At 48.5% G+C, this 26,309-nt stretch carries 28 protein-coding genes; 18 read left to right on the forward strand and 10 right to left on the reverse strand.

The window, feature by feature from the left end; translation table 11 throughout:
- Positions 1-56 precede the first annotated feature (56 nt).
- The 3 genes from DFP83_RS01945 to DFP83_RS01955 are packed head-to-tail and all read left to right on the forward strand — an operon-like array spanning position 57 to position 3,632.
- Entirely contained in the window at positions 57-1,694 is a 1,638-nt protein-coding gene (locus DFP83_RS01945) for a CTP synthase (RefSeq protein ID WP_110572627.1), read from the forward strand.
- A gap of 17 nt (positions 1,695-1,711) precedes the next feature.
- Positions 1,712-3,004 (forward strand): phosphopyruvate hydratase, encoded by a 1,293-nt coding sequence (eno, locus tag DFP83_RS01950; RefSeq protein ID WP_110572628.1) that lies wholly within the window; start codon positions 1,712-1,714, stop codon positions 3,002-3,004.
- On the forward strand, positions 2,958-3,632 hold the full coding sequence (locus DFP83_RS01955; protein WP_110572630.1) for a hypothetical protein: 675 nt from the start codon (positions 2,958-2,960) through the stop codon (positions 3,630-3,632). The genes eno and DFP83_RS01955 overlap by 47 nt, the downstream gene beginning before the upstream one ends.
- On the opposite strand, the gene DFP83_RS01960 is transcribed toward DFP83_RS01955, so the two are convergent.
- The gene (locus DFP83_RS01960; RefSeq protein ID WP_241971559.1) at positions 3,629-4,438 is read right to left on the reverse strand and encodes a hypothetical protein; all 810 of its coding nucleotides are present in this window, start codon (positions 4,436-4,438) and stop codon (positions 3,629-3,631) included. The genes DFP83_RS01955 and DFP83_RS01960 overlap by 4 nt on opposite strands.
- Before the next feature lie 82 nt (positions 4,439-4,520).
- On the opposite strand from DFP83_RS01960, the gene DFP83_RS01965 reads away from it, so the two are divergent.
- Both DFP83_RS01965 and DFP83_RS01970 read left to right on the forward strand, forming a co-directional pair.
- A complete protein-coding gene (locus DFP83_RS01965; RefSeq protein WP_110572634.1) occupies positions 4,521-5,177 on the forward strand; it encodes a Fe2+-dependent dioxygenase in 657 nt (218 codons plus the stop codon).
- Between the two features lie 68 nt (positions 5,178-5,245).
- Positions 5,246-6,577 carry a sensor domain-containing diguanylate cyclase gene (locus tag DFP83_RS01970; RefSeq protein ID WP_110572636.1) on the forward strand — a complete coding sequence of 444 codons (1,332 nt, stop codon included), beginning with the start codon at positions 5,246-5,248 and terminating at the stop codon, positions 6,575-6,577.
- Here the strand turns inward: DFP83_RS01970 and DFP83_RS01975 are convergent.
- Positions 6,574-7,236: an SdpI family protein gene (locus tag DFP83_RS01975; protein ID WP_110572638.1), complete on the reverse strand. Its 663-nt coding sequence runs from the start codon at positions 7,234-7,236 to the stop codon at positions 6,574-6,576. The two genes, DFP83_RS01970 and DFP83_RS01975, sit on opposite strands and share 4 nt — an antisense overlap.
- Positions 7,233-7,508: an autorepressor SdpR family transcription factor gene (locus DFP83_RS01980; protein ID WP_110572640.1), complete on the reverse strand. Its 276-nt coding sequence runs from the start codon at positions 7,506-7,508 to the stop codon at positions 7,233-7,235. Before DFP83_RS01980 ends, DFP83_RS01975 begins: the two co-directional genes overlap by 4 nt.
- 99 nt (positions 7,509-7,607) lie before the next feature.
- Here DFP83_RS01980 and DFP83_RS01985 point away from each other — a divergent pair, with 99 nt between their 5' ends.
- On the forward strand, positions 7,608-8,156 hold the full coding sequence (locus DFP83_RS01985) for a GNAT family N-acetyltransferase (RefSeq protein WP_110572642.1): 549 nt from the start codon (positions 7,608-7,610) through the stop codon (positions 8,154-8,156).
- Here the strand turns inward: DFP83_RS01985 and DFP83_RS01990 are convergent.
- The 3 genes from DFP83_RS01990 to DFP83_RS02000 are packed head-to-tail and all read right to left on the reverse strand — an operon-like array spanning position 8,142 to position 10,219.
- Positions 8,142-9,137, reverse strand: a complete 996-nt coding sequence (locus tag DFP83_RS01990; RefSeq protein ID WP_110572644.1) for a branched-chain amino acid aminotransferase — start codon at positions 9,135-9,137, stop codon at positions 8,142-8,144. The genes DFP83_RS01985 and DFP83_RS01990 overlap by 15 nt on opposite strands.
- Before the next feature lie 59 nt (positions 9,138-9,196).
- The gene (locus DFP83_RS01995; protein ID WP_110572647.1) at positions 9,197-9,484 is read right to left on the reverse strand and encodes a hypothetical protein; all 288 of its coding nucleotides are present in this window, start codon (positions 9,482-9,484) and stop codon (positions 9,197-9,199) included.
- Positions 9,485-9,490: 6 nt separating this feature from the next.
- Positions 9,491-10,219, reverse strand: a complete 729-nt coding sequence (locus DFP83_RS02000; protein ID WP_110572649.1) for a sulfite exporter TauE/SafE family protein — start codon at positions 10,217-10,219, stop codon at positions 9,491-9,493.
- A gap of 76 nt (positions 10,220-10,295) precedes the next feature.
- On the opposite strand from DFP83_RS02000, the gene ftsB reads away from it, so the two are divergent.
- The 9 genes from ftsB (at position 10,296) to rpoS (ending at position 16,765) form a co-directional block, all read left to right on the forward strand.
- On the forward strand, positions 10,296-10,583 hold the full coding sequence (gene ftsB, locus DFP83_RS02005; protein ID WP_006956042.1) for a cell division protein FtsB: 288 nt from the start codon (positions 10,296-10,298) through the stop codon (positions 10,581-10,583).
- 1 nt (position 10,584) lies between these two features.
- Positions 10,585-11,289, forward strand: a complete 705-nt coding sequence (ispD, locus tag DFP83_RS02010) for a 2-C-methyl-D-erythritol 4-phosphate cytidylyltransferase (RefSeq protein WP_110572651.1) — start codon at positions 10,585-10,587, stop codon at positions 11,287-11,289.
- Complete coding sequence (gene ispF, locus DFP83_RS02015) at positions 11,289-11,774, forward strand: 2-C-methyl-D-erythritol 2,4-cyclodiphosphate synthase (protein WP_110572878.1); 486 nt, start codon at positions 11,289-11,291, stop codon at positions 11,772-11,774. The genes ispD and ispF overlap by 1 nt, the downstream gene beginning before the upstream one ends.
- A complete protein-coding gene (gene truD / locus DFP83_RS02020; RefSeq protein ID WP_110572653.1) occupies positions 11,771-12,832 on the forward strand; it encodes a tRNA pseudouridine(13) synthase TruD in 1,062 nt (353 codons plus the stop codon). The genes ispF and truD overlap by 4 nt, the downstream gene beginning before the upstream one ends.
- A complete protein-coding gene (surE, locus tag DFP83_RS02025; RefSeq protein WP_110572655.1) occupies positions 12,810-13,571 on the forward strand; it encodes a 5'/3'-nucleotidase SurE in 762 nt (253 codons plus the stop codon). The genes truD and surE overlap by 23 nt, the downstream gene beginning before the upstream one ends.
- On the forward strand, positions 13,561-14,199 hold the full coding sequence (locus DFP83_RS02030) for a protein-L-isoaspartate(D-aspartate) O-methyltransferase (protein WP_181416351.1): 639 nt from the start codon (positions 13,561-13,563) through the stop codon (positions 14,197-14,199). The genes surE and DFP83_RS02030 overlap by 11 nt, the downstream gene beginning before the upstream one ends.
- Entirely contained in the window at positions 14,196-14,780 is a 585-nt protein-coding gene (locus DFP83_RS02035; RefSeq protein WP_110572657.1) for a YqaA family protein, read from the forward strand. The genes DFP83_RS02030 and DFP83_RS02035 overlap by 4 nt, the downstream gene beginning before the upstream one ends.
- Before the next feature lie 31 nt (positions 14,781-14,811).
- Positions 14,812-15,690, forward strand: a complete 879-nt coding sequence (locus DFP83_RS02040; RefSeq protein ID WP_244912972.1) for a peptidoglycan DD-metalloendopeptidase family protein — start codon at positions 14,812-14,814, stop codon at positions 15,688-15,690.
- Positions 15,691-15,760: 70 nt separating this feature from the next.
- A complete protein-coding gene (gene rpoS / locus DFP83_RS02045; protein ID WP_110572661.1) occupies positions 15,761-16,765 on the forward strand; it encodes an RNA polymerase sigma factor RpoS in 1,005 nt (334 codons plus the stop codon).
- Here the strand turns inward: rpoS and mutS are convergent.
- Positions 16,762-19,323, reverse strand: coding sequence for a DNA mismatch repair protein MutS (mutS, locus tag DFP83_RS02050; RefSeq protein WP_181416354.1), 2,562 nt, complete (start codon positions 19,321-19,323; stop codon positions 16,762-16,764). The genes rpoS and mutS overlap by 4 nt on opposite strands.
- A gap of 35 nt (positions 19,324-19,358) precedes the next feature.
- Between mutS and DFP83_RS02055 the strand changes: the two genes are divergently transcribed.
- Together DFP83_RS02055 and recA are read left to right on the forward strand one after the other, a co-directional pair.
- A complete protein-coding gene (locus DFP83_RS02055) occupies positions 19,359-19,862 on the forward strand; it encodes a CinA family protein (protein ID WP_110572663.1) in 504 nt (167 codons plus the stop codon).
- 63 nt (positions 19,863-19,925) lie between these two features.
- The gene (recA, locus tag DFP83_RS02060; protein WP_110572665.1) at positions 19,926-21,020 is read left to right on the forward strand and encodes a recombinase RecA; all 1,095 of its coding nucleotides are present in this window, start codon (positions 19,926-19,928) and stop codon (positions 21,018-21,020) included.
- 58 nt (positions 21,021-21,078) lie between these two features.
- Here the strand turns inward: recA and DFP83_RS02065 are convergent, their stop codons facing one another.
- Together DFP83_RS02065 and DFP83_RS02070 are read right to left on the reverse strand one after the other, a co-directional pair.
- Complete coding sequence (locus tag DFP83_RS02065) at positions 21,079-22,398, reverse strand: anti-phage deoxyguanosine triphosphatase (protein ID WP_110572667.1); 1,320 nt, start codon at positions 22,396-22,398, stop codon at positions 21,079-21,081.
- Positions 22,399-22,415: 17 nt separating this feature from the next.
- Complete coding sequence (locus DFP83_RS02070; protein ID WP_110572669.1) at positions 22,416-23,630, reverse strand: EAL and HDOD domain-containing protein; 1,215 nt, start codon at positions 23,628-23,630, stop codon at positions 22,416-22,418.
- 87 nt (positions 23,631-23,717) lie between these two features.
- On the opposite strand from DFP83_RS02070, the gene rssA reads away from it, so the two are divergent.
- The gene (gene rssA, locus DFP83_RS02075) at positions 23,718-24,692 is read left to right on the forward strand and encodes a patatin-like phospholipase RssA (protein WP_110572671.1); all 975 of its coding nucleotides are present in this window, start codon (positions 23,718-23,720) and stop codon (positions 24,690-24,692) included.
- A gap of 79 nt (positions 24,693-24,771) precedes the next feature.
- On the opposite strand, the gene putP is transcribed toward rssA, so the two are convergent.
- Positions 24,772-26,295, reverse strand: coding sequence for a sodium/proline symporter PutP (putP, locus tag DFP83_RS02080; RefSeq protein WP_110572673.1), 1,524 nt, complete (start codon positions 26,293-26,295; stop codon positions 24,772-24,774).
- Positions 26,296-26,309 lie beyond the last annotated feature (14 nt).

Consider the following 26,309-nt stretch of genomic DNA (forward strand, 5'->3'; position numbering starts at 1 on the left):
ATACTATTTTCCCGTCTTAAGAAATCCCTACATTGACCTGACCAACTGGGTAACACATGGCGACAAATTATATTTTCGTAACCGGCGGCGTTGTATCCTCGCTGGGGAAAGGTATTGCTGCAGCTTCACTGGCTGCGATTCTTGAAGCACGGGGCCTGAATGTCACCATTCTAAAGCTCGACCCTTATATCAACGTTGATCCGGGCACGATGAGCCCGATCCAACACGGTGAAGTCTTTGTCACCGTCGATGGCGCTGAGACTGACCTCGACTTGGGTCATTACGAGCGTTTCATCCGTACTCGCATGACGAGTCATAATAACTTCACCGCAGGACGTGTTTACGAGGACATTATTCGCCGTGAACGCAAAGGTGAGTTCCTCGGCGCGACCATTCAGGTCATTCCGCATATCACCAATGAAATCAAGCGCCGCATCATTGAAGGCGGTAAAGGATCAGATATCGCGATCATTGAGATTGGCGGTACTGTGGGTGATATCGAATCACAGCCTTTCTTAGAGGCGATTCGTCAGTTAGGTACTGAGGTGGGCCGCGACCACACGCTATTCATGCATTTAACCTTAGTGCCATTCCTAGGCGCTGCGGGTGAAGTAAAAACTAAGCCAACGCAACACTCAGTGAAAGAACTGCGCTCGATTGGTATTCAGCCCGATGTATTAGTATGTCGCTCTGACCGCTCGCTGCCGCCATCTGAGCGCTCAAAAATTGCGTTATTTACCAATGTCGAAGAAAAAGCCGTCATCGGTTTGCGCGACGTTGACAGTATTTACAAAATTCCTTCAATGCTGAAATCTCAGGGCTTAGACGAGATAGTGACACACCGCTTCCGTCTTGATTGTCCAGAAGCCGATCTAAGCGAATGGGAACAAGTTCTATATCAAGAGTCTAATCCTAACGGCGAAGTCACCGTCGGTTTCGTTGGCAAGTATGTCGAATTGCCCGACGCGTATAAGTCCGTTAATGAAGCGCTTGCGCACGCGGGGTTAAAAAATCGCCTTACAGTGAATATTCGCTATATCGATGCCCAAGACATCGAGACCAAAGGTACCAGTAAACTCGCTGATGTAGATGCTATTTTGGTGCCCGGTGGCTTTGGTGATCGGGGAATCGATGGCAAGCTAAAAGCAGCTCAGTATGCACGCGAAAACAACATTCCGTATTTAGGCATCTGCTTAGGTATGCAAGTTGCGCTTATCGAATATGCGCGCAATGTGGCAGGCATGAAAGATGCGAACAGTACCGAATTTGCACCTGATTGCAAACAACCGGTGGTCGGCTTGATCACTGAGTGGATGGATGCCAATGGTCAAAAAGAGCTGCGTGATGAAAGCTCTGACTTAGGCGGCACGATGCGTTTAGGCGCACAAGAGTGTCATCTAGAAAAAGGCTCTAAAGCAAGCAAAATGTACGGCGCTGAAGTGATTGAAGAACGTCACCGCCATCGTTATGAAGTCAATAATAACTATATCGAAGCGTTAGAAAAAGCGGGACTGAAGTTCTCTGGCTTTTCGCATGACAAACGCCTTGTTGAAGTCGTTGAAATTCCAGAACACCGCTGGTTTATCGCGGTTCAGTTCCATCCGGAATTTACTTCGACCCCGCGTGATGGTCATGGCTTATTTAAAGGCTTTATCGAGGCCGCAGGTCAGTTTAATAAAGAGCGTTTAGGCTAATTAATAAGGATTTTATAATGAGCACAATTACCCGTATTGTTGCGCGTGAAATCATGGATTCACGCGGTAACCCAACGGTAGAAGCAGACGTTTATTTAGAGTCAGGTCACATGGGCCGCGCTGCGGCACCCAGTGGTGCTTCGACAGGTTCACGTGAGGCGCTTGAACTGCGCGATGGCGACAAAAGCCGTTATCTAGGTAAGGGCGTTGAACAGGCGGTTGCTAACATTAATGGCGCGATTGCCGAAGCCTTACGTGGCGCTGAAGCGGTTAACCAAAACGCGATTGATGAAATTATGTTGCGTTTAGATGGCACCGATAACAAGGAAAAACTGGGCGCCAACGCTATCTTGGCGGTTTCTTTAGCGGTAGCTAAAGCGGCAGCAGCGTATAAAGGCATGCCGTTGTATCAGCACATTGCTGAGCTTAACAACACGCCTGAAGAATACAGCATGCCATTGCCGATGATGAATATCCTCAACGGTGGTGAACACGCCGATAACAACGTTGATATTCAAGAGTTTATGATTCAGCCTGTCGGTGCTTCGAGCTTTAAAGAAGGTTTGCGTATCGGTGCTGAAATCTTCCATGCGTTGAAAAAAGTGCTTCAGCAGCGTGGTTTAAGCACTGCTGTTGGCGACGAAGGTGGCTTCGCGCCGAACTTAGGTTCTAATGAAGAAGCGCTACAAGTCATCGTCGAAGCCGTTGAAAAAGCGGGCTATCGCATGGGTGACGATGTAACGCTTGCACTGGACTGTGCTGCATCTGAATTTTACAAAGACGGCCAGTACAACCTGAGCGGCGAAGGCAAATCCTTCGATGCAGAAGGTTTTGCGAGTTACTTGGCTGAGCTCTGTGATCGCTATCCTATTATCTCAATCGAAGATGGCTTAGATGAATCGGACTGGGATGGTTGGAAAGTATTAACCGAGAAGTTAGGTGATCGCGTGCAACTCGTAGGTGATGACCTATTTGTAACCAATACACGTATCCTGCAAGAGGGTATCGATAAAGGTATCGCAAATTCAATTTTGATTAAATTTAATCAGATTGGTAGTCTGACAGAAACCTTGGCAGCGATCGAAATGGCACGTAAAGCAGGTTACACTGCTGTAATCAGTCACCGTTCGGGTGAAACTGAGGACGCAACCATTGCAGATTTAGCAGTTGGCACAGCCGCCGGTCAAATTAAAACAGGCTCGCTTTGCCGCTCAGATCGTGTAGCCAAATACAATCAATTGCTACGCATTGAAGGTGAGTTGGATGGCAAAGCGCCATACCGCGGTCGACAAGAAGTCAAAGCTGGATAATTCGCAAGCCGACATTTTTCAGCCTATAGCAGAGCACAGCGATATCGCTGAGCTCTGCTCGGCTTTGTACGAAAGAACATTAATTCAACTCTCGCAAGAAGACATCGATGCCAGCTTATTGCGTCGACGTTTAGCCAGTCTCCCGTTTTATGTGCGTCATGCAGCGCATGGTTCGCTACAGGCCGCCCAATATAGCCCTCTCCAGCTTGATGCTCAAAACGCCAGTTGGCAAGCCGCACAGGCAACCACATGCCCGACGAGTACAGGTACGGCACAAAAGCAACATGCGTGGTTTAAGCAACATGCGGCGTTGGGACTTGTCGTGCCCGTGCGTTATGAAACCAACGAATTTAAGACCATTGTGCTTGATAGTATTGACCGAGTCGACAGTACTCACCAGCGTGTGCACTTGAATTATCAGGGGTGGTTTAGTTTTAGCGGAGAAGGGGACTCACCCGACTTAACTTTGCTTAAGCCAACCAAGCGCATCATGACCGCCGCATGTTGTGGTCATCAGTGGAATCATCGGGGGCGTATTAACCCCCGCACGCTGACATTACGTGAATTACTTTTAGTCGCCACCCTAGACTGGCGTCAGTTTAAGGTGGCGCTTAAAATAGCCCGTTAGATGCCGTTTGCTTCCATTTCGATGCGTGATGCAGCACCGTAAATTAGACTTGCATCACCTTCAAGCTCTCCCTCTGGGGTTGTCGTTGGCCACAGTTCATCAAGACCTTGAATGACATTACGCGTTTCTTCGATAGCGTCCTCGGCACCCGCACGTTGCGCCTCAGACAATGCGTCCAAACGGCTTAACGCGATTTGCTGAAAACCATAGGCGTCTTGGAACTCATGCACGTTGACCACTTGGTTTTGTTTAATGCCAATGGCATATTCATCCGCAGAAGTAAGCAGCATACTGGCGATACTTTTTAATACCTCACCAGCGCTCATCGATGGCAAAGGTTCATTCGCGCCAATCGCTTCTTTTAATGCGGCGTAATGTGCCATCACGGTCGCTTTATCAGCATCATTATTAACGCTGTCAGCCAAGTCGCTAAGCGGTTCAGCAAAACCGGGTAGGTCGCGGGCTTCAAATGCACTCACCAACCCGGCATAGAGCTCATCTCCTGGATGTTTCATGTGGGTTTTTGCCATAGCTAAATGGCCTTGCTCATACAGCTTCATGCCGACCCAGAGGTGACCCCTTATCAAACCAAGTTGCGCTAAAAATGCGGCATCGTTGGTGGTTAAATCGACATTGACCGCGCCTTCACCTTCACCTTCCATCATCGGGCCGGGTGCAGCAAGTAAAGTCGCTGGCGCTAAGCTTGCATGCGGACTGGTGGTTGCAGCTGCGCCCTGACTAATCACCATCGACGCCCCAATGGCAGAACTGACGGCGATCCAACTCTTGCGTTTTTCTCTCATCATGGAATCCTTGTTTTTGCTCAATACTATTTCAGCTATAATCTCAAAAATGATAACTATTCGCAAATAAAAGGTATGTCCTGATATGATTATCCATTTACAGCAAGTCATCGACAAACCCACGATTGATGTGATTAATGAAAAACTGGTTAAACATACCTTTACCGATGGCAAACTCTCCGCAGGCGCTGGTGCAAAATCAGTCAAAAATAACCAACAACTGAGTGTCGATCAAAAAGCGCAAGGTGTGGTCGACTTTACGCTACAACGGATGCTCAGGAATCCGTGGGTGGAGGCCGCATTACGGCCTAAAACCATCGCCCGCAGCATGATCAATCGCTATCAACGCCAACAAAGTTACGGTTTGCATGTGGATGATGCGTTGATGAACCAAGCTCGGACAGACATATCCTTTACTCTGTCATTATCATCACTCGATGAGTATGAGGGGGGAGCATTGACCATGGAGGACCATAGTGGTGAACGCAGTTGGCGATTAGACGCGGGAGATATATTGATTTATCCTAGTCACTTCGTGCATCAGGTCGAACCTGTTACCAGTGGTCAGCGGACCGCGTTAGTGGGTTGGTGCCAAAGCTGGGTGAAGGACGCACACCAGCGAGGATTATTGTTTGATATGCAGCGGGCTGTGACACAGGAGTTTGAGGCGCGTGGACGCAGTGAGCAGTATCTCTTGCTTTCAAAGAGTTATCAAAACTTGCTACGAATGTGGATGGATTAATGAGCGGATCACGATACAATGGTACTCATAGTGATGTTTAAGTGGATTACAACTAGGGATTTTGACTGTTGCTAAATAAGTTAAAGGGACTACAACTTAATTTACTGCACGGTTTGTTGGCGGTTGTACTACTCGGCGGTATTATCTGTGTCGAGTGGGTGGTCGGTGTTACGACGACACAGTATCAACAAATGAAAAGTAATAAAGCGACCACTGAGCTCGTTGGTATCCGCTCGCAAATGGAACAGTTATTCGGTGAAGCATCACGCGCAGCATTCGCTTTCTCCTCGTACTTCTCAGTTCAACCCGTGACCGAGCCGGTTAATACACGGTTGTTAGCGGTTTCGGTGCTCAAAGAAAGCCCCGTAGTCAAACGCGTTTCGGTGTGGCGAAACCAAGAGCTACTGTTTGCCTATCCCCTTACACCGGCTATGAGCCTTTGGACATCCGATACACCAGACGAATATGACGTCACCTCGCCATCCAGTCAGCTATTTGAGCACTACGAGGTGTCAGCACCACGACTGGTCGAGAACGGCGCGTTGGCGGTGGATGTCACGCTCCCCATTTATACCCGTCACTTTACTTTTTCTGGCTTTTATTGGGGCTCTGTCCGACTGCTGGTTGATATCTCTGAGATTATGAGCCGCGTGCGTGATGGGAGTGCGGCAAATTATGATTTGGCGTTAAGTCGTCCCTCGGTTGAAAAACTCGGCGAGGAAGTGTTTGTCGGTGATGCCGAGATTGTCGATAAGGCAGATGCAACGACAGAGCTTGAGGTGTTTAATGAAACGTGGCGGATCCATGCGCGTGCTAAGCATATCGGTTATGACGTGAATGGCATGGGCTGGTTACGATTCTTTGGTTATGCGGGGGTGTTTGTGCTCGCTGCCGTGATCGCATTACTCAGTCGCAGTTATCGCGCGTTACACCATCAGGCACGCACGGATTCTCTGACGGGGTTGTTAAATCGTCGAGCACTGACACAGCGCTTTAAAGTGCTGACACAGCGCACTGATCGACCGATCGAGGTTATTTATATCGATTTAAATGAGTTTAAGCCGATCAATGATGAGTACGGCCATGCCGTAGGCGACCGCTTTCTCAAGCATGTCGCGTTGATTTTGAATACTTACGTAAGCGACAAAGAAGCAGGGCGAATTGGGGGCGACGAATTTGTTGTGCTGCGGCGACTAAAATCGCCAGACAGTGACACACGCGATAGTGTTACGGCGATTATTGAGCACCTTCGAGAGCATCCATTTACCTTTGAACACGGTGAATTGACGATTCACGCCAGTGTTGGACGCGCAGAATTCCCGAAAGAAGGACGTTCGCTCGAGGAACTCCTGCACGTCGCGGATGAACGTATGTATGAAGATAAAAACAAAAATGCTTAGTTTTTGTTTTCATCTTGGTACAGCCGTCGGTATATAACGAACGAGTAAACTGTTGGTACAAGTGCAAGCGCTATAATAAGTGCGATAAAGAGACTTTGCGGGAGGGCCCACCAAGCCCTCGATACCAATACTGCGCCAATAATGACGAAGCAATAGCTGCCCACTCGGTGTGTTTTGTACCAAACTTCATCGCTGGCCAATGTCCAGGGCGTGCGAATACCAATAAAGAAATTCTTACGCAGCTTACCTAAGTAATTACCTAAACAGATGAATAGGACGCCGACACCCACCATGATGATGGTTGGTAACTCGAGTTCTGCACCGAGCGCAACACTCAGTTGGGCAACCTGAATAAGCAAAAGGAAGCCTAACATCAAGTTGGTAATTAAGCCGATGGTCGTACGAAAACTATCTATGCTGTAGCCTTTGGGTGACAGCACGTGAAGACATTCCATGAGCGCCCAAAGCGCGATCATAAGCAGTGTCATCAGCCAAGCACCAAGCGGTTTGGACTGATAATCGTCAACTTCCCCAGCGAAGTTCCAATGACTAGGGATTTCTTGTGGCAGCTGGTTATAGATTGCAGCCACAAAAACGGCGCTGAGTACTATGAATAACCAGCTTATCCAGCGATGCTTCGATGAGAGCGTAAGGATCATGAATCCTCCTTATGAGAAAATAGATCGAACAAGATCGCCATGACCTCTTCGGCGACTGAACTATTAAGCGAGTAAATGAGTTGTTGACCGCGGCGCTCGCGTCGCACGAGCTCAGCATTTAGCAACAAAGCTAAATGGTGCGACAGAGAAGCTTTAGTTATTGAAAACTCCTCACTCAGCTCACCCGCACTTTTTGAACCAGCGCGCAACGCTCGGAGAATATTCCTGCGCGTGCCGTCGGCGAGTGCTTTGAACACCAGTTGTTGTTTCATTGAGACAATATCACTATTAGTTAGATATTTAGATAATAGTCTAAATATCTAAAGTTACAAGTTTGAGTTATGCTTGTATCCTATCTTTAAGGGCGCGTTATGAAACTGATATCAACTTGGAAAACAGAAAGACTTCTGGTTAGACCGCTTAAAAGGTCCGATGCAGAGTTTATACTCACATTACTCAATGAGCCTGAATTCATTAAACAAATCGCTGATAAGCAGGTCAGAAATCGAGGTGATGCGTTAAATTACATTGAGACCGGACCGCAAACACAGTATCGGCGTCACGGGTTGGGGTTGATGCTTGTCGAACGAGCGCAGGATAATAAGCCGATAGGACTCTTGGGGTTACTACAACGTGACTTCTTAGATTGCCCGGATATCGGGTACGCGTTGTCGGCAGCTTATACGGGCCAAGGGTATGCGATTGAAGCCGCGCGTTCATTGATGCAGCGAGTTGCACAGCATACCGAACTGGAGCGTTTGGCTGCCATTTGCAATCCAACGAATCGGGCGTCGTTAAGCTTATTAGATAAATTGGGGTTTGTTGAGCAAGGAATTATCGAGTTGCCCGACGATGGGCAACCCGTAGTGCTCTTAGAAACCTTCGTTGTACGACAGGAGAACGCATTAAACGGTGGTTAGCCAACCAAAAGTGTCTTCGCGCTGACCCCATTGGATTTCATTTAACGCTCGACGCAGTTGCTGTGTTTGGGTTCCTTCCTCACCCGTGCCGACCGTAATCGTTTGATCGTTATGAATCAGTGAGCCGACGGGCGTCAGCACCGCGGCCGTGCCTGAAAGAGCCGCCTCGGTTTTAGGCTTCTGCGCGCGCTCAAGCAACTCGTCGACACTCAGTGCACGTTCACTGACTTTCATGCCCATGTCTTTGGCGATCGTCAGAATAGAATCACGCGTGATGCCATGCAAAAAGCTACTATCCAAATCTTTGGTAATAATCTCATCACCGTCGATGAGTAAGAAGTTGGCTGCGCCTGTTTCCTGCACGTCGCCATTAGGACAGAACAACACTTGGTCAGCACCATACTGGGCACGGGCTCGCATAATGGGATTGAGTGCACTGGCATAATTGCCACCGCTTTTGATCATGCCCATATGTGGCGCACAGCGCATTCCATCGGTCTCGACCAAGAGTTTTAACGGACGTGTGCCACCAGCAAAGTAATCGCCGACGGGCGAGAGCAAGACGTAAAGCAATGATTGAGTTGCCGCACTGGCTGCCTTACCAATCGCTGGTTCCGTGCCAATATGCGTTGGGCGAATATACATCGATCCCGGCGGCTCAGGTACGTCACGTTTAAAGTGTTTAACAATATCGACGATCATCTGCTCGAGTAACGCCGTATCGACCTCGGGCAAGGCAAGCAGCTCGCTGCTTTGACGCATACGTTTAACGTTTTGATCGAGTCTAAATATATGAACGGAGCCATCTGCATGTTTAAATGCTTTTAACCCTTCAAAACAGGTACTGGCATAGTGCAAAGCGTGCGCACCGGGGTGCAAAGACAATGTATCCGCGGCACTAATTCTAGGGGATTGCCATTGCCCATCACGGTATTGTGCAATACTCATTTCAGGCATGAAAACGGTGCCGAAAGCGGCCATATCAGACTCCTTTAGCTTTAAAATCGACGTTAGTCTACCACGAAAACTACGTGATTTAGCTACGAAGGGTTTCTTTTCAGGTACCAAATGGCAATAGGAATTTCCATCACCGCATAGGTGACGAGGGTGTACCAAAACCAATTAAGTGAGCCACCCAACAGTAAAAATGGATAGCCAAGCCCCATGTATTTGGAACCAACAATAACAAGCGATAAGCAAATTGCACTGGCGCTCGCAATCGCTAACTTACCGAGCGAGTTGCCTGCAACCCGCGGAAAAACATGCAGATAACAGATTAAAAGAATCGCAAGATTCAGTAACACAACTAATAGTTCAGCGGGTAACATGTCGAGTTAACTACTCCCAATCGCCTGAAATAAAACAGATAGCCCCGATAGTAACATTAATCCAAGTATCAGTCGTTTAAACTGGCGCTCGACCACGAATTGTTGCACATATTGGCCCAACATCGCGCCCAAAACCGCACAGGGAACCCATAACCATAGTAAATCCAGGTGCGACGATTGATACACGCCGCGAGCGCCAAAAGTCAGCACATTGGCGATAGCAATAACTAAGAAAAATAACGCCAACGTCGCTCTAAAGGCGGTTTTGTCCACTTTGGCATTGGCAAGGAAAAGAATAATAGGGGGACCGCCTAAGGTCATGAGCCCATTAAGAATACCTGAGGCGGCACCGACACTTGCGTGTCCCGTTGGGTGATTAAATGTCGGTAACTGGCGACCGCTAGCGAGCACAGCAACCACGGTTAGTATTACTGTACCGAGTACCCCTTGAATGATCTGCTCATTGATTTCGACCAGTAGCAAGCTTCCTAAAATTGAAAAAATGAAGCCTGCGCCGAGCAACGACAACCATTGACGAGGATGCGCCGCATGGCGGTTTTTGTAATAAATGATGCCGCTTAGAAAGACATTGACTATCGATAATGTGGGTGTGATGGTTGTCATTGGTAATAAAAGAACCAATAAAGGTACACTCACGAGTCCTGAACCAAAGCCACTGATCCCCTGCAAGGTCGTGGCAAAGAAAACAATGGCAGCAGCGTAGATATATTCCAAAAAAACACCTCAATGGCTTTGCATAGACAGTTTTAGACTTCATAATGGCACTAATACAAGTTCACCAGAGCACACTATGCGAATTGTCATCATTTTGCTGGTTGGCGTATTAGCAGCGCTACAATACCGTCTTTGGTTTGGGAAAAACAGTTTGCCAGACTATTGGCGATTGCAACAAGAAGTGCAACATCAGCGTAAAGCGAACGATAATCTGGCACGACGTAATGAAGTACTCTACGCGGATATTAAAGATCTACGCGAGGGCGAGGACGCGCTCGAAGAACGTGCGCGCAATGAGCTCGGAATGATTAAAAAAGAAGAAGTATTTTTCCGTCTTGTGCACCCGAGGAGGCTAGAGCAGTAATATGTCATCTTCGTCGGGGATTAAGCTCGCCGCCATTATTCCCGCAGCGGGTACGGGAAGCCGAATGCAAAGCGAGCAACCCAAACAGTTTATTAAAATCCAATCCAAGCCGTTACTTTCCTATACGCTCGCTGCGATTCAGCGCGCCCCTCAAGTGCAACGCGTTTTTGTTGCCGTTAACCCTCAGGCGAGTGCGTTATATCCAAGTTGGCCTGCGCAGGTCGAAACGGTCGCTGGCGGCGCGTCACGTGCTGAATCGGTATTAGCAGGTCTACAAGCGGCCGCAGCGCAGGGGTTTAGCCATGCCTTGGTGCACGACGCAGCGCGTCCTTGTCTGCCGTTAGAAGTACTGCTCGATGTCATAGAGCAAGGTACAACGCAGGCACAGGGGGCTATCGTTGCATTGCCTGTGCGCGATACATTAAAGCGCTCAGCCATGGGGAGCCCCGTGATACAGAGCACGGTACCTCGAGCGTATTTATGGCAGGCGCAGACGCCACAAGTATTTGCGATTGAGCCGTTGATAGACGCCATTAATGCGATGGGCTCAACGCATCCTGAGCTCACCGATGAAGCGTCGGCAATGGAGCACGCGGGCTACCAACCGCGCTTAGTAATGGGTTCATATAAAAATATCAAGGTGACCTTCCCGGAAGATATCGAGTTGGTCAGTTACTATTTAAAGGAAGAGATTACTCACTCATGATGAATATTCGTGTTGGCCACGGTTATGATGTGCACCGCTGGGGCGCAGAGAACAAGCCATTGATGTTAGGGGGCGTCGAAGTGCCTCATGATGATGGTCTGTTGGCACATTCGGATGGTGATGTTGTATTACATGCCATTAGCGATGCCGTGCTGGGTGCGTTAGGTTTGGGTGACATTGGTCGTCACTTTCCAGACACCGATGCGCAATTTGCCGGTGCCGATAGCGCTGGATTGTTGAGTCACATTATGCAGTTAGCGTCAGAGCGGACATTTAGCGTGGGTAATATTGATGTCACGATCGTCGCTCAACAGCCCAAAATGGCACCTCATATTGAAGCTATGAGACAGCGTATTGCGAGTTTGTTAAGTGTCGCCAATGACGCCGTGAATGTAAAAGCTACAACCACCGAAAAGCTGGGGTTCGTAGGGCGTAACGAGGGTATCGCTTGTCATGCAGTGGTACTCATGGTGGCGAGCTCGTGAGTCACTTACAAGCCGCGATCAACCCCGTTCGCATCAATGCCAAACGCACGCAAGCAGAGTTTAAGCGAGCGCCGGAGGATTTTATCGTGACCGAGCGACTAGTTGTCGCTGATGATGGTGAAGGTGAACACCAATGGCTTTGGATTCGCAAAAGAGGGGCTAACACCCAGTTCGTAGCCCGCCAGCTCGCGCGCTTTGCCGATACCTCGCCAAAGAATGTTAGTTACGCTGGTTTAAAAGATCGCAATGCGGTCACTGAGCAATGGTTCTCGGTGCAGCTACCCGGTCAAGATACATTGGATTGGCAGCAGCTCAATAATGAAGAGTTCGAAGTCATCAAAGTGATTCGTCGACAAAAGAAGCTCAAGCTGGGTTTACATGAAGCGAATCAGTTTAAGATCCGTTTGCGTGATGTTGCCGATAAAGCAGTGTTTGAAAGCAACTGGAACACCCTCATTACTGAGGGCACTCTGAACTATTTTGGTCCGCAGCGGTTTGGCCATGATCAGAATAATTTAACGCGTGGCTTTGAATGGTTGCGTGCGGGTGGTAGCAATAAGCGGGTCAAAAAACCAGAACAAAGCCGCTTACTGTCGTCAGTACGCTCGTTTTTGTTTAATCAAATTGCCTCTGCTCGATACCAACAATTAGGATTTTCTACTCTCGCCGGGGACTGCGTGATGTTGGCGGGATCGCAGTCGGTATTTCATGTTGAGCAGTGGGACGACGAATTGAAACAGCGTCTAGCGAGTGGCGACATTCAATTGACTGCGGGACAACCCGGTTGGGTGTCTAAACCGCTGACATCTGGCGCTGCTGAGCAGTTTGAAGCCGAATGCGTAAGCGAATGGGCGGATATTATTGAGTGCTTAGCGACGAAGAAAGTAAAAGCCAGCCGCCGCGCTATGAGATTAAAGCCGATCGATCCTGAACTCATCTGGGATGGCGGTGATGCGATTGTAAGCTTTGAATTACCCAAGGGCAGTTTTGCGACGGCCTGTATTAGTGAACTTATTGACTTGTCGGTGACTGAAAATGATGAAGATTCTGTTGAGTAATGATGACGGCGTTCATGCGCCTGGTATTCACGCGATGTATCAAGCGTTGAAATCAATTGCTGAGGTGCGTGTGATAGCCCCCGATAGGAACTGCAGCGGTGCGAGTAACTCATTAACGCTGCACAATCCGTTGCGGTTACATAAACTGGATAATGGCTTTTACTCACTGAATGGTACGCCCACTGACTGTGTACACATTGGCACGAACTCACCGTTCGCAGAAGAAGTCGACTTAGTTGTATCAGGTATCAATGACGGCCCTAACATGGGCGACGACGTTTTTTACTCGGGTACTGTAGCCGCAGCCATGGAAGGGCGGTTTAAAGGACTGCCTGCGATAGCTGTATCAATGGGGGGACGTGGGCACGACTACTATGAGACGGCCGCTCAAGTTGTCGCAGAATTAGTGGCGAGTATGGAGTCTAAACCCTTAAAGCTAGATACCGTGTTGAACGTGAATGTACCGTACGGGCCTTATCAAGATATCAAAGGCACACGCGTCACTCGTTTAGGTCGTCGTCATCGTGCCGAGACCATGGTGCGTGACCGTGACCCGTTCGGACGAGAAATCTTTTGGTATGGCCCTATTGGACATCATTTAGATGATGCGCCGGATACCGATTTTGCGGCTATCCACGAGGGCTATGTATCAATCACACCACTGAGCTTGGATATGACAGCGAAACGTCATCAAGACACATTAGATCAATGGTTAGCGGAACGGGAAGATGCTCAATAAAAATCACCTAGGGATGGCGAAGCGGCTGGTGCAAACCTTGACTCAAGCGGGAATTACCAATCAACGCGTACTCGATGTGATTCAAAGAACGCCGCGCGAGCGTTTTATGCCCGAATCGCTCGCGCACAAAGCCTATGAAAATACCGCCTTGCCGATTGGAAATGGACAAACCATCTCGCAGCCATTGATGGTGGCAACCATGACGCAATTGCTGATTCAGCATGACTGCCGACATGTATTAGAAATTGGTACAGGCTCTGGCTACCAGACAGCAGTTTTAGCTCAGTTGGTAGAGCAAGTATTCAGCGTTGAACGCATCGCTCAACTGCAGTACCAAGCAAAACGTCGTTTACGCAGTCTTGATATCCATAATGTGGCAACGCGGCATGGCGATGGCTGGGAAGGCTGGAAGAGCAAAGCGCCGTTTGATGGCATTATTGTTACCGCGGCAGCAAGCGAGTTACCAGCAGCCTTGTTGGAGCAACTCGCTGATGGCGGTGTGCTGATTATACCGGTGGGTGAAACTAAGCAAAGTTTGACCGTGGTTCGACGCTTCGGCGATGAGTTTGAACAACAGCGGATTGGCGATGTGCGCTTCGTACCGCTGGTGAAAGGGGCGGTTCAGTGAAGCTGTTTTCAAGGATGTATGATGCGGTCTTGCGCTGGTCACAGCATGTTCACGCACAATGGATTTTGGCGGCACTCAGCTTTTCTGAATCGATATTTTTTCCGATACCGCCGGACGTGATGTTAGCGCCGATGGCGATGACTCAGCCCAGACGGGCGTTTCGGTTTGCGGCAATAACGACGGTTACTTCAGTACTAGGGGGATGCGTCGGTTTTTTGCTTGGTATGTGGGCTTATGAGGCTGCGGTACTGCCGTTTATCGAGCTCATGGGATACCAAGATAAGTTAGCGACGATCGTTGACTGGTTCGAGGCGTATGGTATCTGGGTCGTGTTTCTCGCGGGCTTCTCGCCGATACCCTACAAGTTATTTACCGTCAGTGCCGGGATGTTAGGTATGGCGTTCTTGCCATTTTTGTTGGCATCAGCGGTGAGTCGAGGTTTGCGGTTTTACCTCGTTGCTTGGCTGCTGCGTTGGGGCGGACCGAAAATGGCAGTGAAGTTACGCATCTATGTTGATCGTATCGGTTGGGCTACCGTTCTTATCGCGGTTCTTGTAGTCTTGTTCATCAAATTAGTTTAATAAGGGCGGATTATAGATGACTCTGCGTTCGGTGTTTGTTTTGGGTATAGCCATTGCGACGTTAATCGTGGCAGGGTGTTCATCCCGTTCTGCACCCGCGCCTGTGGAGACCCTCTATACCGGGAAAACCTATCAAGACTATGAGGCCGATAGTCTCGCTTCGGCAACGGACTATCAGGTAAAAAGTGGTGAAACGCTTTATTCAATAGCCTTTCGCGCCAGTATGGATGTCAACCAGCTGGCGCGTATAAACAACCTCGCAGAGCCTTACACCATATTCCCTGGGCAACGTTTACGTCTCACAGCACCGCCCAAAAAAACCACTAGTTCTAAAAAAACAACTTCAGCGAAGCAAAAAGATATAAGCCAAACCGTTGCCAAGCCAAAGACGAAAGAGTATGTTCAAAATACATACAGTAAAAAAACGATTGAAAAACAAAAGTCTAAGACAAATGTTAGAGAAAGCGCGACGGCGCAACCGACTGAAAAGCGTCAACAACCGGTTGTAACCCGCTCGAGCACGATGTCTGTTGGTAATAAGGACATCCAATGGCGTTGGCCCGTCAGCAATGATGTCATTCGTGATTTTTCGTTGGCTGAGCGAGGAAATAAAGGGCTTGATTTTGCAGGTCAAAAAGGTGATGTAGTCAATGCCGCTGCTGCTGGGAAAGTGGTGTATGTAGGTAATGGCCTTCGCGGCTATGGTAGGTTAATCATTTTGAAACATAATGATGATTTTATAACCGCCTACGCACACAATGAAAAAATTCTGGTGAGCGAGCAACAGTGGGTCGATGTCGGACAGCCAATTGCAGAGATGGGCGATTCTGGAACCACGCGTGTTATGTTGCACTTTGAAGTGCGTTATCGCGGCAAGTCAGTCAACCCGAGGCACTATTTACCTAAATAGGTAGGTACGCTGCTCGGCCTTGACTGATACACGTTGAGGTCTGTATGTAGAGTAGTGCAAGGGGAACGTCATGAGTAGTAAGCTTAAAAGCGAAGTTGAAGATGACATGAAAGAATCGGATGTGTTGGAGGACGAGGATATCGAGCCTGAGACACTGAGCGATGACGATGTGCGTGATAACTCTGAAGAGGAGCAGGCACTCGAAGAAGCGCTGGTTCATTCTAGTCAATATCAACGTAAAATGGATGCCACACAGATTTATCTCAGTGAGATTGGTTTCTCCCCGTTATTGACTGCCGAAGAAGAGGTTTTTTTCTCGAGACGCGCACTTAAAGGCGATGTCGCTGCGCGTAAGCGAATGATCGAGAGTAATCTCCGCTTGGTCGTTAAAATTGCCCGCCGTTACTGTAATCGAGGCTTAGCGCTACTGGATTTAGTCGAAGAGGGCAACCTTGGGCTTATCCGCGCAGTCGAGAAGTTTGATCCTGAACGCGGTTTCAGATTTTCAACTTACGCCACGTGGTGGATCCGACAAACCATCGAGCGTGCCATTATGAATCAGACGCGCACCATTCGTCTGCCTATTCATGTTGTCAAAGAGCTCAATGTGTATTTGCGAGCTGCGCGTGAACTAGCGCACAAGTTGGATCATGAGCCCACCGCTGAAGATATTGCCGCCAGCCTGAATAAACCTGTAGAAGATATCACCAAAATGCTACGTCTGAATGAGCGGGTCACCTCGGTGGATACGCCTATCGGTGGTGAAAATGACAAAGCGTTGTTGGATATTCTCACCGACGAGACAGACGAAGGCCCCGAAGGCGTGTTGCAAGATGGTGATTTAAAAGAGCGCATCACCGAGTGGCTCGACGCTCTCAACCCTAAACAGAAAGAGGTACTCGCGCGTCGTTTTGGGCTTTTAGGTTATGAGCCTTCAACGCTCGAAGACGTTGGCCACGAAATCGGACTTACCCGCGAACGGGTGCGGCAAATACAAGTCGAGGCATTACGTAAATTGCGCGACTTCTTACGCCAGCAAGGGCTGACGCTCGAAGCTTTGTTTACCGGGCGCTAGCGTGACTTTCGCTTTTCATTAAGCCAGAGAAGCGCTTGCATCGGGGTCATTTGGTCCAAATCAAGCGCTTCTAGCTCCTCTCGCAGTGGGTCTTTCACAGGTGCCGGAGGAGGTGTTTCCGTTAATGGTATTTCCATCTGCTGCGTTTTAGGCTGCGTTTCTAATTGTGCAAGTTTTTGCTTCGCACGTTCAATCACAGCATCCGGTACGCCGGCTAACTTTGCGACTTGTAGACCAAAGCTGCGGTTTGCTGCGCCCTCGCTGACGCTATGAAGAAACACAATATGATCGTTGTGCTCTTGTGCTTCCACATGGATATTACAGCTATTGTGCAGACGATCGGCTAACGCTGTCAGCTCAAAGTAGTGAGTCGCAAATAAAGTCAGGCAATCGAGTTGTGAAGCTAATTGTTCTGCGACAGACCATGCTAACGATAAGCCATCGTAGGTAGATGTGCCGCGGCCAATCTCGTCCATCAATACCAAGCTATCAGACGATGCGTTGTGCAGGATATTCGCCGTCTCGGTCATCTCCACCATAAAGGTTGAGCGACCCGAAGCGATATCGTCGGATGCACCAATTCGGGTAAAGATACGGTCGACATAACCAATTTCAGCCGCTTGCGCTGGCACGAAACAACCCATATGCGCCAAAATAACGATTAATGCCGCCTGGCGCATGTAGGTCGATTTACCGCCCATATTGGGGCCAGTAATCATTAATAAGCGTCGGCTATTCGACATGTCCAAATCGTTAGGAATAAAAGGATCATCACTGAGACGTTCAATGACGGGATGACGGGCTTGTGTTAACTTCAATACACCACTTTGCTTCACTAACTGTGGACGACAATAGTTCTGCTCAAACGCCAGTGTTGCAAATGCACACAATGTATCAAGTTCAGCGATGGCAGAGGCTGACTGCTGCAGCGCCTCAACGAAAGGCAGACATAAGTCAAACAGCTCATCGTATAACGCCTTCTCTCGGGCTAGAGATTTTGCCTGAGCCGTCAATACTTTATCTTCGTGGGCTTTTAATTCTGGGATAATGTATCGCTCGGCATTTTTAAGCGTTTGCCGGCGTTGATACTCAGCAGGAACTTGATGACCATCGCTTTTTGATGTCTCGATAAAGTAGCCATGAACCTTGTTGTAGCCCACCTTTAATGAGCTAATGCCCGTTTTATCGCGCTCGCGTTGCTCAAGCGCTGTGAGATAATCTGTAGCGCCGGTTGCGAGGTCACGTAATTCGTCGAGTTCGGCATCGTAACCTGCAGCAATCACGCCGCCATCGCGAATAAGCACCGGTGGTTGTTCAATGATGGCACGGGTCAAAATATCGAGTAATTCATCGAACGAGGCCATTCGTTCATTTAAGTAAGACAGTGCGTTGGTTTCGCAACCTGCTTTTAACTCAGGTAAACGTGCGAGGCTGTCACGCAAGCGCGCAAAATCACGCGGGCGAGCGCTACGTAAGCCAATACGCGCGACGATTCGCTCAATGTCAGTGATTGCCTTCAGCTGTTCACGCAGGTCAAGGTACCGATCCTCAGCTTGCAATGCCTCGATAGCGTCATAACGCTGATTTAATGTGGCGTGATCGCGTAACGGACGTTGTAGCCAACGCTGAAAGTTACGGCTACCCATTGCACATACGGTCTCGTCCAGGACGGCAGTTAAGTGAGTCGCCTCGCCCTGAGCGCTTTGATTTAACTCCAGGTTGCGACGTGTAGCGGCGTCGAGAATGATAGCGTCGTGGGTGGGTTCACGGGTCATTGAGCGAATATGCGGTAGCGCTGCGCGTTGGGTGTCCTGCACATAATGCATGACCGCTCCGGCACTGCCAAGAATGGGGTCGTGCTGATTAAAGCCAAACCCTGCTAAATGCTGGGTAGCAAATTGTTGGGTCAACAGCTTAAATGCCGTGTCACTGTCAAACTCCCACGGCGAACGCTTACGGCAACGGCAGTGGGCCAGCGGGAGTTGCGCTAAACTCATGCCTTCTGGATACAATAACTCGGCAGGCTGCAAGCGTTGTAGCTCGGCGGCCAACTGTTCGCGTGATTGAGGCGCGCTCAGCCAAAAACGACCACTACTGAGCTCGAGTGTGGCGAGTGAAAAGCTGTCTTTGAGTTCACTAATCGCTGAGAGAAGGTTCTGCTGTTTGTCGTTAAGTAGCGATTCATCAGTGATGGTACCCGGTGTTAAAATACGTACCACTTTACGTTCTACTGGGCCTTTGCTTGTTGCAGGGTCACCCACTTGTTCACAAATAGCGACCGACTCGCCACGTGTAACTAGGCGTGCGAGATAATTTTCGACGGCGTGATAGGGCACACCTGCCATCGGAATAGGCTCACCGTTGCTGGCACCACGTTTGGTCAAAGAGATATCGAGTAGTTGCGCGGCTCGCTTAGCATCATCAAAAAATAGCTCATAAAAGTCACCCATCCGATAAAACAACAACATATCGGGATGTTCCGCTTTAATTCTTAAGTATTGTTGCATCATCGGCGTGTGCGCCTGAATGCTCTGTTCAGAGGTCGGTGAGACTGGCATACTGTTATTATCTTTATTCAACGAGGACTGCGTCTATGGTAACAAGTGGCGGAAACTGGGCGCAACTGATTAAACACGCAAATGAGCTTGCGCAACAACTCAGCCAGCGCCAGCAAACGCTGGCGACAGCCGAATCCTGCACAGGGGGCGGCATAGGTTATCTTCTGACAGAAATTGCAGGCAGTTCGAGCTGGTTTAACGGCGGACTGATCACCTACACTAATGCACTCAAACAACAGCTTTTAGGCGTATCAAGTGACACACTGGCGCAGCATGGTGCGGTGTCACAAGCCTGTGTTGAGCAAATGGCTCAAGGGGCCATTAAACAGTGTCAGAGTGACTGGGCAATTGCAGTGAGTGGTATTGCCGGTCCTGGCGGTGGATCGCTAGAGAAGCCCGTGGGCTTAGTCTGGATGGCTATTTGTCATGGCACGGAGTGCAGTAGCTATCAGCAGCTGTTTGCGGGAGACCGCAGCGAAGTCCGGTTAGCGACTATCGATTACGTACTTAACCGTCTGCTAGAAAAATTACAGAAATAAGCTTGATACTGTTAATTTATACAGTATACTCACAGGTGTTAACGAAACAAATTGGAGCATAGCATGAGCAACGATCGTTCAAAAGCACTGGACGCCGCCTTAAGCCAAATCGAACGTCAGTTTGGTAAAGGTTCAATTATGCGTTTGGGTGACAACCAAACGATGGACATCGCGTCGGTATCAACCGGCTCGCTAGGTCTTGATGTCGCCTTAGGCATCGGTGGTTTGCCATTTGGACGAGTAGTTGAAATCTACGGTCCAGAATCGAGTGGTAAAACAACACTCACATTACAAGTCATCGCCGAAGCGCAAAAGGCGGGCAAAACCTGTGCGTTTGTTGACGCTGAGCACGCATTGGATCCTATCTACGCGGAAGCACTTGGTGTACGCGTTGATGATTTGCTTGTGTCACAGCCTGATACGGGTGAGCAAGCACTTGAGATCTGCGACATGTTGGTTCGCTCTGGCGCTGTCGATGTGGTGATCGTCGACTCAGTTGCGGCGCTTACGCCAAAAGCTGAGATTGAAGGTGAAATGGGTGATAGTCACGTAGGTTTGCAAGCGCGATTAATGTCACAGGCATTACGTAAATTGACTTCTAATATCAAAAAGTCAAACAGCCTATGTATCTTCATCAACCAAATCCGTATGAAGATCGGTGTGATGTTCGGTAACCCTGAAACCACAACGGGTGGTAACGCACTGAAATTCTACTCTTCGGTACGTCTGGATATTCGTCGCACAGGTGCGTTGAAAGAGGGCGATGAAGTGGTCGGTAACGAAACCCGCGTTAAAGTGGTTAAGAACAAGGTTGCGCCACCATTTAAAGAAGCCAACTTCCAAATTATGTACGGTCGCGGCATCTCTAAAGAAGGCGAGTTGGTTGATTTAGGTGTTAAGCACAAGCTTGTCGACAAAGCCGGTGCATGGTACAGCTATAACGGCGACAAAATTGGTCAAGGTAAAGCAAACGCGATGAAGTTCTTACAAGAGAACCCGTCTATTGCAGAAGAAATCGAAGTGAAGCTACGCGAGCTGTTGCTTGTTAAGCCAGCTAAAAAGAATAAGCAGGAAGAGCCTGCTGCTGAAGCTAAAGAGCAAGGTAAGACGAAAGCTAAAGCAAAGGCTGACACTGATGATGACTTGTCACTCAGTTAAAGATGTAAGCTCTAAAAAAAGCGCCTTTTAGGCGCTTTTTTTGTGGGTATTGCAGTAACTACATACGGGGCGGTTGCACCGAGAATAAGTCCTGGTGAAGCTTTGCAGCATAGGCATCGGTCATACCTGAAAGGTAGTCTGAGATCACGCGGGCAGCGTTCAACCCTTTCTTTTGAGCTGCCTGATAACGAGCCGCGGTATTTTCGGGAAGTAACCGATCGGGTTCAACTGCAAGAGCATCAAATAGCTCCATTACAATTTGCTGCCCCTTAAACTCTTGCACTTGCATCTCGGGTTTGCGTATTACGAACTTAAAAATAAACTGCTTTAACGCATTTAATAATTGTTGTTCAGGGCTTGCTAGCTGTGCTTTGTATACTAATAAACTCGATTCAAATTGCTGATCCTGAGTCACCAATCGACTGGATGTCAAAATCCGGTTAACGAGGCTACCAATCGCTGCCTTACGTTCATAATGATGGCTAGAAAATAAATTATCGGTGAGTTCGACCGCATCAAAGTCAGTAAACGATGATGCGAGCGCTTGTAACGTCGGGAACATTTGCTCGAGCCATAACTCTCGGTTGATTAAACCGACGACAATGGCGTCTTCGAGGTCATGGACTCCATAAGCAATATCATCAGCAATCTCCATAATCGATGCATCGACACTTTTAAATGCACTACGACCATGGCTATCGGTGCTAGGGGATTCACTGAATTGACCAAAGCGCTCACGATCAGCGTGTGATAATGGCTCCAGTAGCCAATCTAACGCCTCTTTATCATCATCATATAAAGCCTTAGCGGGTAACCACTGACGTGTAGGTAAATGCCTAAAGTGAGCCACATCATCGGGTAAAATTTCACGTCTCGCTGAGGACATTAGCACAGGGTATTTTAATAATCCGAGTAGCGTACGGCGGCAGAGATTCATGCCCGCATTAGGCGTATACGCTTCAATTTGGGTCACAATTCTAAAGGTCTGTCCGTTACCTTCGAAACCACCATTGCGACGCATCATATAGTTAAGTGCGATTTCGCCGCCATGCCCAAAAGGAGGATGACCAATATCGTGTGCAAGACAGAGCGACTCGATGAGCGACTTAGATAAACCTAAGGATTGGCTCAGCTCCGGTTGCTGTTGGCTTAAGTGTGCAACTAAGCTCGAACCAATTTGGCTCGCTTCAAGGGAGTGTGTGAGTCGCGTACGCGGAAAATCATGCATACCAATATACATGACTTGAGTTTTTGCCTGTAATCTACGAAATGCCGCAGAGTGAAGAATACGTGCTTTATCACGTTGAAATACCGAGCGTGTATCACCCGAGCGTTTCGGTGTTGGCGCGTAACGTTCAAGCCAGTCTGATGAGCGCATGATGATGTCCTTAATAATTAGTGTCTCCCGACTTCACGAACCCAAATATGAGCTTGATGGTAATAAAGTACTAACGTGTTAGCCTCAATTCTTAAGCGTTTTGCAAACAACTCAATTTTAGTCCAATCGCTTGCTTCTATTGCCTCACAGACTTTTAAGAAAAAGCTTAACGGACCTTTGCCTTCTATCAATGTGCGTTTTATCTCAGATGAAATCGCCACTCCCTCCAGAATGGCGGATAGATCGTTATCCATCATGGCGTCCAATTTAGACAGCAGCCCGGTAAGAAAAGCACTCGTGGAATCGGCGCCGTAAGCTTGATTCGATAACGCTAACTGCTCCATAAATCGCGCTCGTACAAAGGACAATTTAATGAGCTCATCTGGCTTGCCCTCAGCGAGGGTTGCAGTTGCCATTAGTGCAGTAAACCTGCACACTTCTGATTGACCAAGCCGCACGATCGCTTGATGGATTGATTGAATTTCAGATTGTCGTTTGAAAAGTGCCGAATTTACAAACCGAAGTAACTTATAGGTTAGACTAATATCTCTCTCTATCAGTGCAACAATCGCGTTAACTTCATAATTAGGCTGACTTGAAAGCTCAAGTAATTGCATGCATACAGTTTGCGATGCATTTAAAGCGCGCCGTTGAATCATTTCTGGACGTGCGAAAAAATACCCTTGAAATAGACTGAAGCCCAGTTTGCACGCTTGCGAGAATTCCGCTGGCGTTTCAATTTTTTCAGCTAAATACTGGCCTTTAAACTCGCGCAGATTACTAAGCAACTGGCGAATTTGTGGAATATTTAGCGCCCGAAAGTCGACTTTAATAATATCAACGTAAGGCAAAAATGCGAGCCACTCGGGCGTGTATTCGAAGTCGTCCAATGCTATTTGATAACCGTCCGCTTTGAGTGCTTTAACCGCAGCAAGAATCTGTTCAGTAGGTTGGATTGTTTCCAATAGTTCAACCACTGTACCCTTTACCGGAAGTAAACGAGGTAGGCCCTCAAGGATAGCTTGCTCTGAAAAATTCACAAACGCATGATGGTCATCCGTTAGCTGGCGGATACCTGTATTGAATTCACCACCTTCAACGAGGCGTAGGGTTGCCTCATCCGAAGTGACATTAGGAAACGCGTTGTGGGGCCCATCTCGAAACAGTAATTCATAGCCAAACAGTTGTTTGTCTTGGGTTAAAATGGGTTGCCGAGCAACGTAAAAGAACACTGAGTAGACTCCAAGCTGATAAATACTCTATCCTAGGTGATAGTTTGTCCAGTTTACTCACATTGTTAATCATTGGGAAGTCGCTAAATGTCAGAAGTGAAAGTAGCACTTGCGCTTGGATCAGGCGCTGCACGCGGTTGGTCTCACATTGGTGTAATTAAAGCGCTCGAAGAAATGGGTGTGCACATAAATATGGTCGCGGGCACCTCCATCGGCTCATTAGTTGGCGCGGGCTATGCATCGGGTCGCTTAGAAGAAATCGAGGATTGGGTGCTAAACATGGGGCGCTGGGAAGTCTGGAACTTACTTGATTTTGGCTTTAACCAGGGCGGTCTTATCGGCGGCGAGAAGGTATTCAACGTAGCGCGTGAACAATTCGGTGCAAAGAAAATAGAAGATTTACCGATTACTTATGGCGCGGTGGCGACCGACCTTTATAGCGGTCGAGAGATCTGGCTACGTAAAGGCGATTTGTACGATGCGTCACGTGCCTCGTGCGCGATGCCAGGGGTGTTAGCACCTACCGCTTTTGATGGGCGTTGGCTTATTGATGGCGGTTTGGTGAACCCTGTTCCCGTGTCACTGTGTCGTGCGCTGGGAGCTGACTTTGTGATTGCAGTACATCTTAACTCACAGCTCAATGCACGCGCTGTTGAACAAAGAGGGCGCAGCATTCCGCCGCAGACCGAAGCCGAACAGGTGCAGAAGGAGCAAATGGATCAGAAGCGTGGTGAGGGTGAACACAGCTTCTTTGAAAACTTCTGGTCGAGCAGTACACACTACATCGATAACCTAAAAGACCGTTTTAAGGCGAACCCGAACAAGCCACCCGGTATGTTCAGTGTCATGTCCGGTGCTATTGATATTATGCAAGAGCGTATCACCAAAGCACGTATGGCGGGTGATCCACCGGATATACTGATTCAGCCCAAGCTGGGTCATATTGGCATCATGGAGTTTGATCGAGGTAACGAGGGCATTGAGATTGGCTATGAGACAACCAAGCGAATGGAGCCCTTGATCATGGAAGAGATTCAATTGTTCGCTGAACGCAGAGGCTAAGCGCTTGCTGAAGCAGCCTTAGTAAGGCAAAAAAAAGCCACCGTTAAGGTGGCTTTTTTGTATGTACTTAATCGCCGTTTTATTTGGCTGTGTGATAGTGCTCGTCCATGATTTTTTCCATCTCGTCGAACTTATCACGTAAGTTTTTATCGGGTTCTGCGGTAACCAAACTACCCACGATAATCGCGATGGTTGAGACAATGAACCCTGGTACAATCTCGTAGACATAGGCACTGAGGTGCTCACCGTCTACCGTTGGCCCATAAATCCATAACAATACTGTGATAGCACCTAATAACATGCCTGCCAGAGCACCGTGACGGTTCATACGACGCCAGAATAAGCTCAGGATAACCACTGGACCAAATGCGGCACCAAAGCCTGCCCATGCATTAGACACTAATGACAGAATGGTGTTTTCTGGGTTCCAAGCTAACCAAATGGCAACCAACGAAACCACCAGCACTGAAATACGGCCCACAGCAACCAGTTCTTTTTGTGAGGCATCTTTACGCAAGAACGCTTTGTAGAAATCCTCGGTCAATGAGCTTGAGCTCACCAACAGCTGCGATGAGATGGTACTCATAATAGCGGCCAAAATCGCTGCCAGCAAAAAGCCACTAATCAATGGGTGGAACAAGAACTGCGAGAAAATGATGAAAATCGTTTCCGCATCGTTCAGCGTCATCTTAGTCTCAGCGACGTAGGCAATACCGACAAAACCTGTTGCCATGGCACCAATGATAGAGACGAACATCCAGCTAATACCAATGCGACGTGCGTTCTTGATATCGCTGACTGAGCGGATCGCCATGAAGCGCACGATAATATGGGGTTGACCAAAGTACCCCAGACCCCAGGCGAGCAGGGAGATTATCCCGAGTGCCGCAAGACTCTCGCCAGTCGAACCATCCATAAAGAAGTCGAGGAACTGCGGATTAATATCTTTGACTTGACCGACCACATCACTGTAACCACCGAGCTCAGCAAAGGCGACGATAGGCACCAGTACCAGTGCGACAAACATGATACAGCCTTGCACAAAGTCGGTCATACTGACTGCGAGGAAGCCACCGAACAAGGTGTACGCACAGACCACACCGGCAGTTACCCATAAGCCAGTGGTATAGTCCATGCCGAAGGAGCTATCAAATAGCTTACCCCCTGCGACTAAGCTCGCTGATGTGTATAACGTAAAGAAGATAATGATAACGACCGACGAGAAGATACGCAGCGCACGTCCTTTGTCGTTAAAACGGTTCGCAAAATAATCTGGAATAGTAATCGCATCATCTGCTACTTCAGTGTATGTGCGCAATCTTGGCGCGACAATCAAGTAGTTAAGATAGGCGCCAATGACCAAACCCACAGCAATCCATAGTTGCGATACGCCGGCAACATAAATCGCTCCGGGTAGACCCATCAACATCCAACCACTCATGTCGGACGCACCTGCTGACAACGCGGTTACAGCGGGACCTAAACCACGGCCACCCAGCATATAGCCGGATACAGAGTCCGTTGATTTTTTATAAGCATATAAGCCAATGCCCAGCATGACCATGAAGTACAGCGCTAGCGATATCAGAGTACCTGTTTCCACATTAAACTCCTGTC

The organism is Idiomarina fontislapidosi (genome assembly GCF_003226255.1).
GTDB classification, from domain to species: Bacteria; Pseudomonadota; Gammaproteobacteria; order Enterobacterales; family Alteromonadaceae; genus Idiomarina; species Idiomarina fontislapidosi.

Excerpts from the sequence above, each read along its gene's own strand:
- DFP83_RS01945 (WP_110572627.1), top strand. The coding sequence starts at position 57 with ATGGCGACAAATTATATTTTCGTAACCGGCGGCGTTGTATCCTCGCTG.
- eno (WP_110572628.1), top strand. The coding sequence starts at position 1,712 with ATGAGCACAATTACCCGTATTGTTGCGCGTGAAATCATGGATTCACGC.
- DFP83_RS01955 (WP_110572630.1), top strand. The coding sequence starts at position 2,958 with ATGGCAAAGCGCCATACCGCGGTCGACAAGAAGTCAAAGCTGGATAAT.
- DFP83_RS01960 (WP_241971559.1), bottom strand. The coding sequence starts at position 4,438 with ATGATGAGAGAAAAACGCAAGAGTTGGATCGCCGTCAGTTCTGCCATT.
- DFP83_RS01965 (WP_110572634.1), top strand. The coding sequence starts at position 4,521 with ATGATTATCCATTTACAGCAAGTCATCGACAAACCCACGATTGATGTG.
- DFP83_RS01975 (WP_110572638.1), bottom strand. The coding sequence starts at position 7,236 with ATGATCCTTACGCTCTCATCGAAGCATCGCTGGATAAGCTGGTTATTC.
- DFP83_RS01980 (WP_110572640.1), bottom strand. The coding sequence starts at position 7,508 with ATGAAACAACAACTGGTGTTCAAAGCACTCGCCGACGGCACGCGCAGG.
- DFP83_RS01985 (WP_110572642.1), top strand. The coding sequence starts at position 7,608 with ATGAAACTGATATCAACTTGGAAAACAGAAAGACTTCTGGTTAGACCG.
- DFP83_RS01990 (WP_110572644.1), bottom strand. The coding sequence starts at position 9,137 with ATGGCCGCTTTCGGCACCGTTTTCATGCCTGAAATGAGTATTGCACAA.
- DFP83_RS01995 (WP_110572647.1), bottom strand. The coding sequence starts at position 9,484 with ATGTTACCCGCTGAACTATTAGTTGTGTTACTGAATCTTGCGATTCTT.
- ftsB (WP_006956042.1), top strand. The coding sequence starts at position 10,296 with ATGCGAATTGTCATCATTTTGCTGGTTGGCGTATTAGCAGCGCTACAA.
- ispD (WP_110572651.1), top strand. The coding sequence starts at position 10,585 with ATGTCATCTTCGTCGGGGATTAAGCTCGCCGCCATTATTCCCGCAGCG.
- ispF (WP_110572878.1), top strand. The coding sequence starts at position 11,289 with ATGAATATTCGTGTTGGCCACGGTTATGATGTGCACCGCTGGGGCGCA.
- surE (WP_110572655.1), top strand. The coding sequence starts at position 12,810 with ATGATGAAGATTCTGTTGAGTAATGATGACGGCGTTCATGCGCCTGGT.
- DFP83_RS02030 (WP_181416351.1), top strand. The coding sequence starts at position 13,561 with ATGCTCAATAAAAATCACCTAGGGATGGCGAAGCGGCTGGTGCAAACC.
- rpoS (WP_110572661.1), top strand. The coding sequence starts at position 15,761 with ATGAGTAGTAAGCTTAAAAGCGAAGTTGAAGATGACATGAAAGAATCG.
- mutS (WP_181416354.1), bottom strand. The coding sequence starts at position 19,323 with ATGCCAGTCTCACCGACCTCTGAACAGAGCATTCAGGCGCACACGCCG.
- DFP83_RS02055 (WP_110572663.1), top strand. The coding sequence starts at position 19,359 with ATGGTAACAAGTGGCGGAAACTGGGCGCAACTGATTAAACACGCAAAT.
- recA (WP_110572665.1), top strand. The coding sequence starts at position 19,926 with ATGAGCAACGATCGTTCAAAAGCACTGGACGCCGCCTTAAGCCAAATC.
- DFP83_RS02065 (WP_110572667.1), bottom strand. The coding sequence starts at position 22,398 with ATGCGCTCATCAGACTGGCTTGAACGTTACGCGCCAACACCGAAACGC.
- rssA (WP_110572671.1), top strand. The coding sequence starts at position 23,718 with ATGTCAGAAGTGAAAGTAGCACTTGCGCTTGGATCAGGCGCTGCACGC.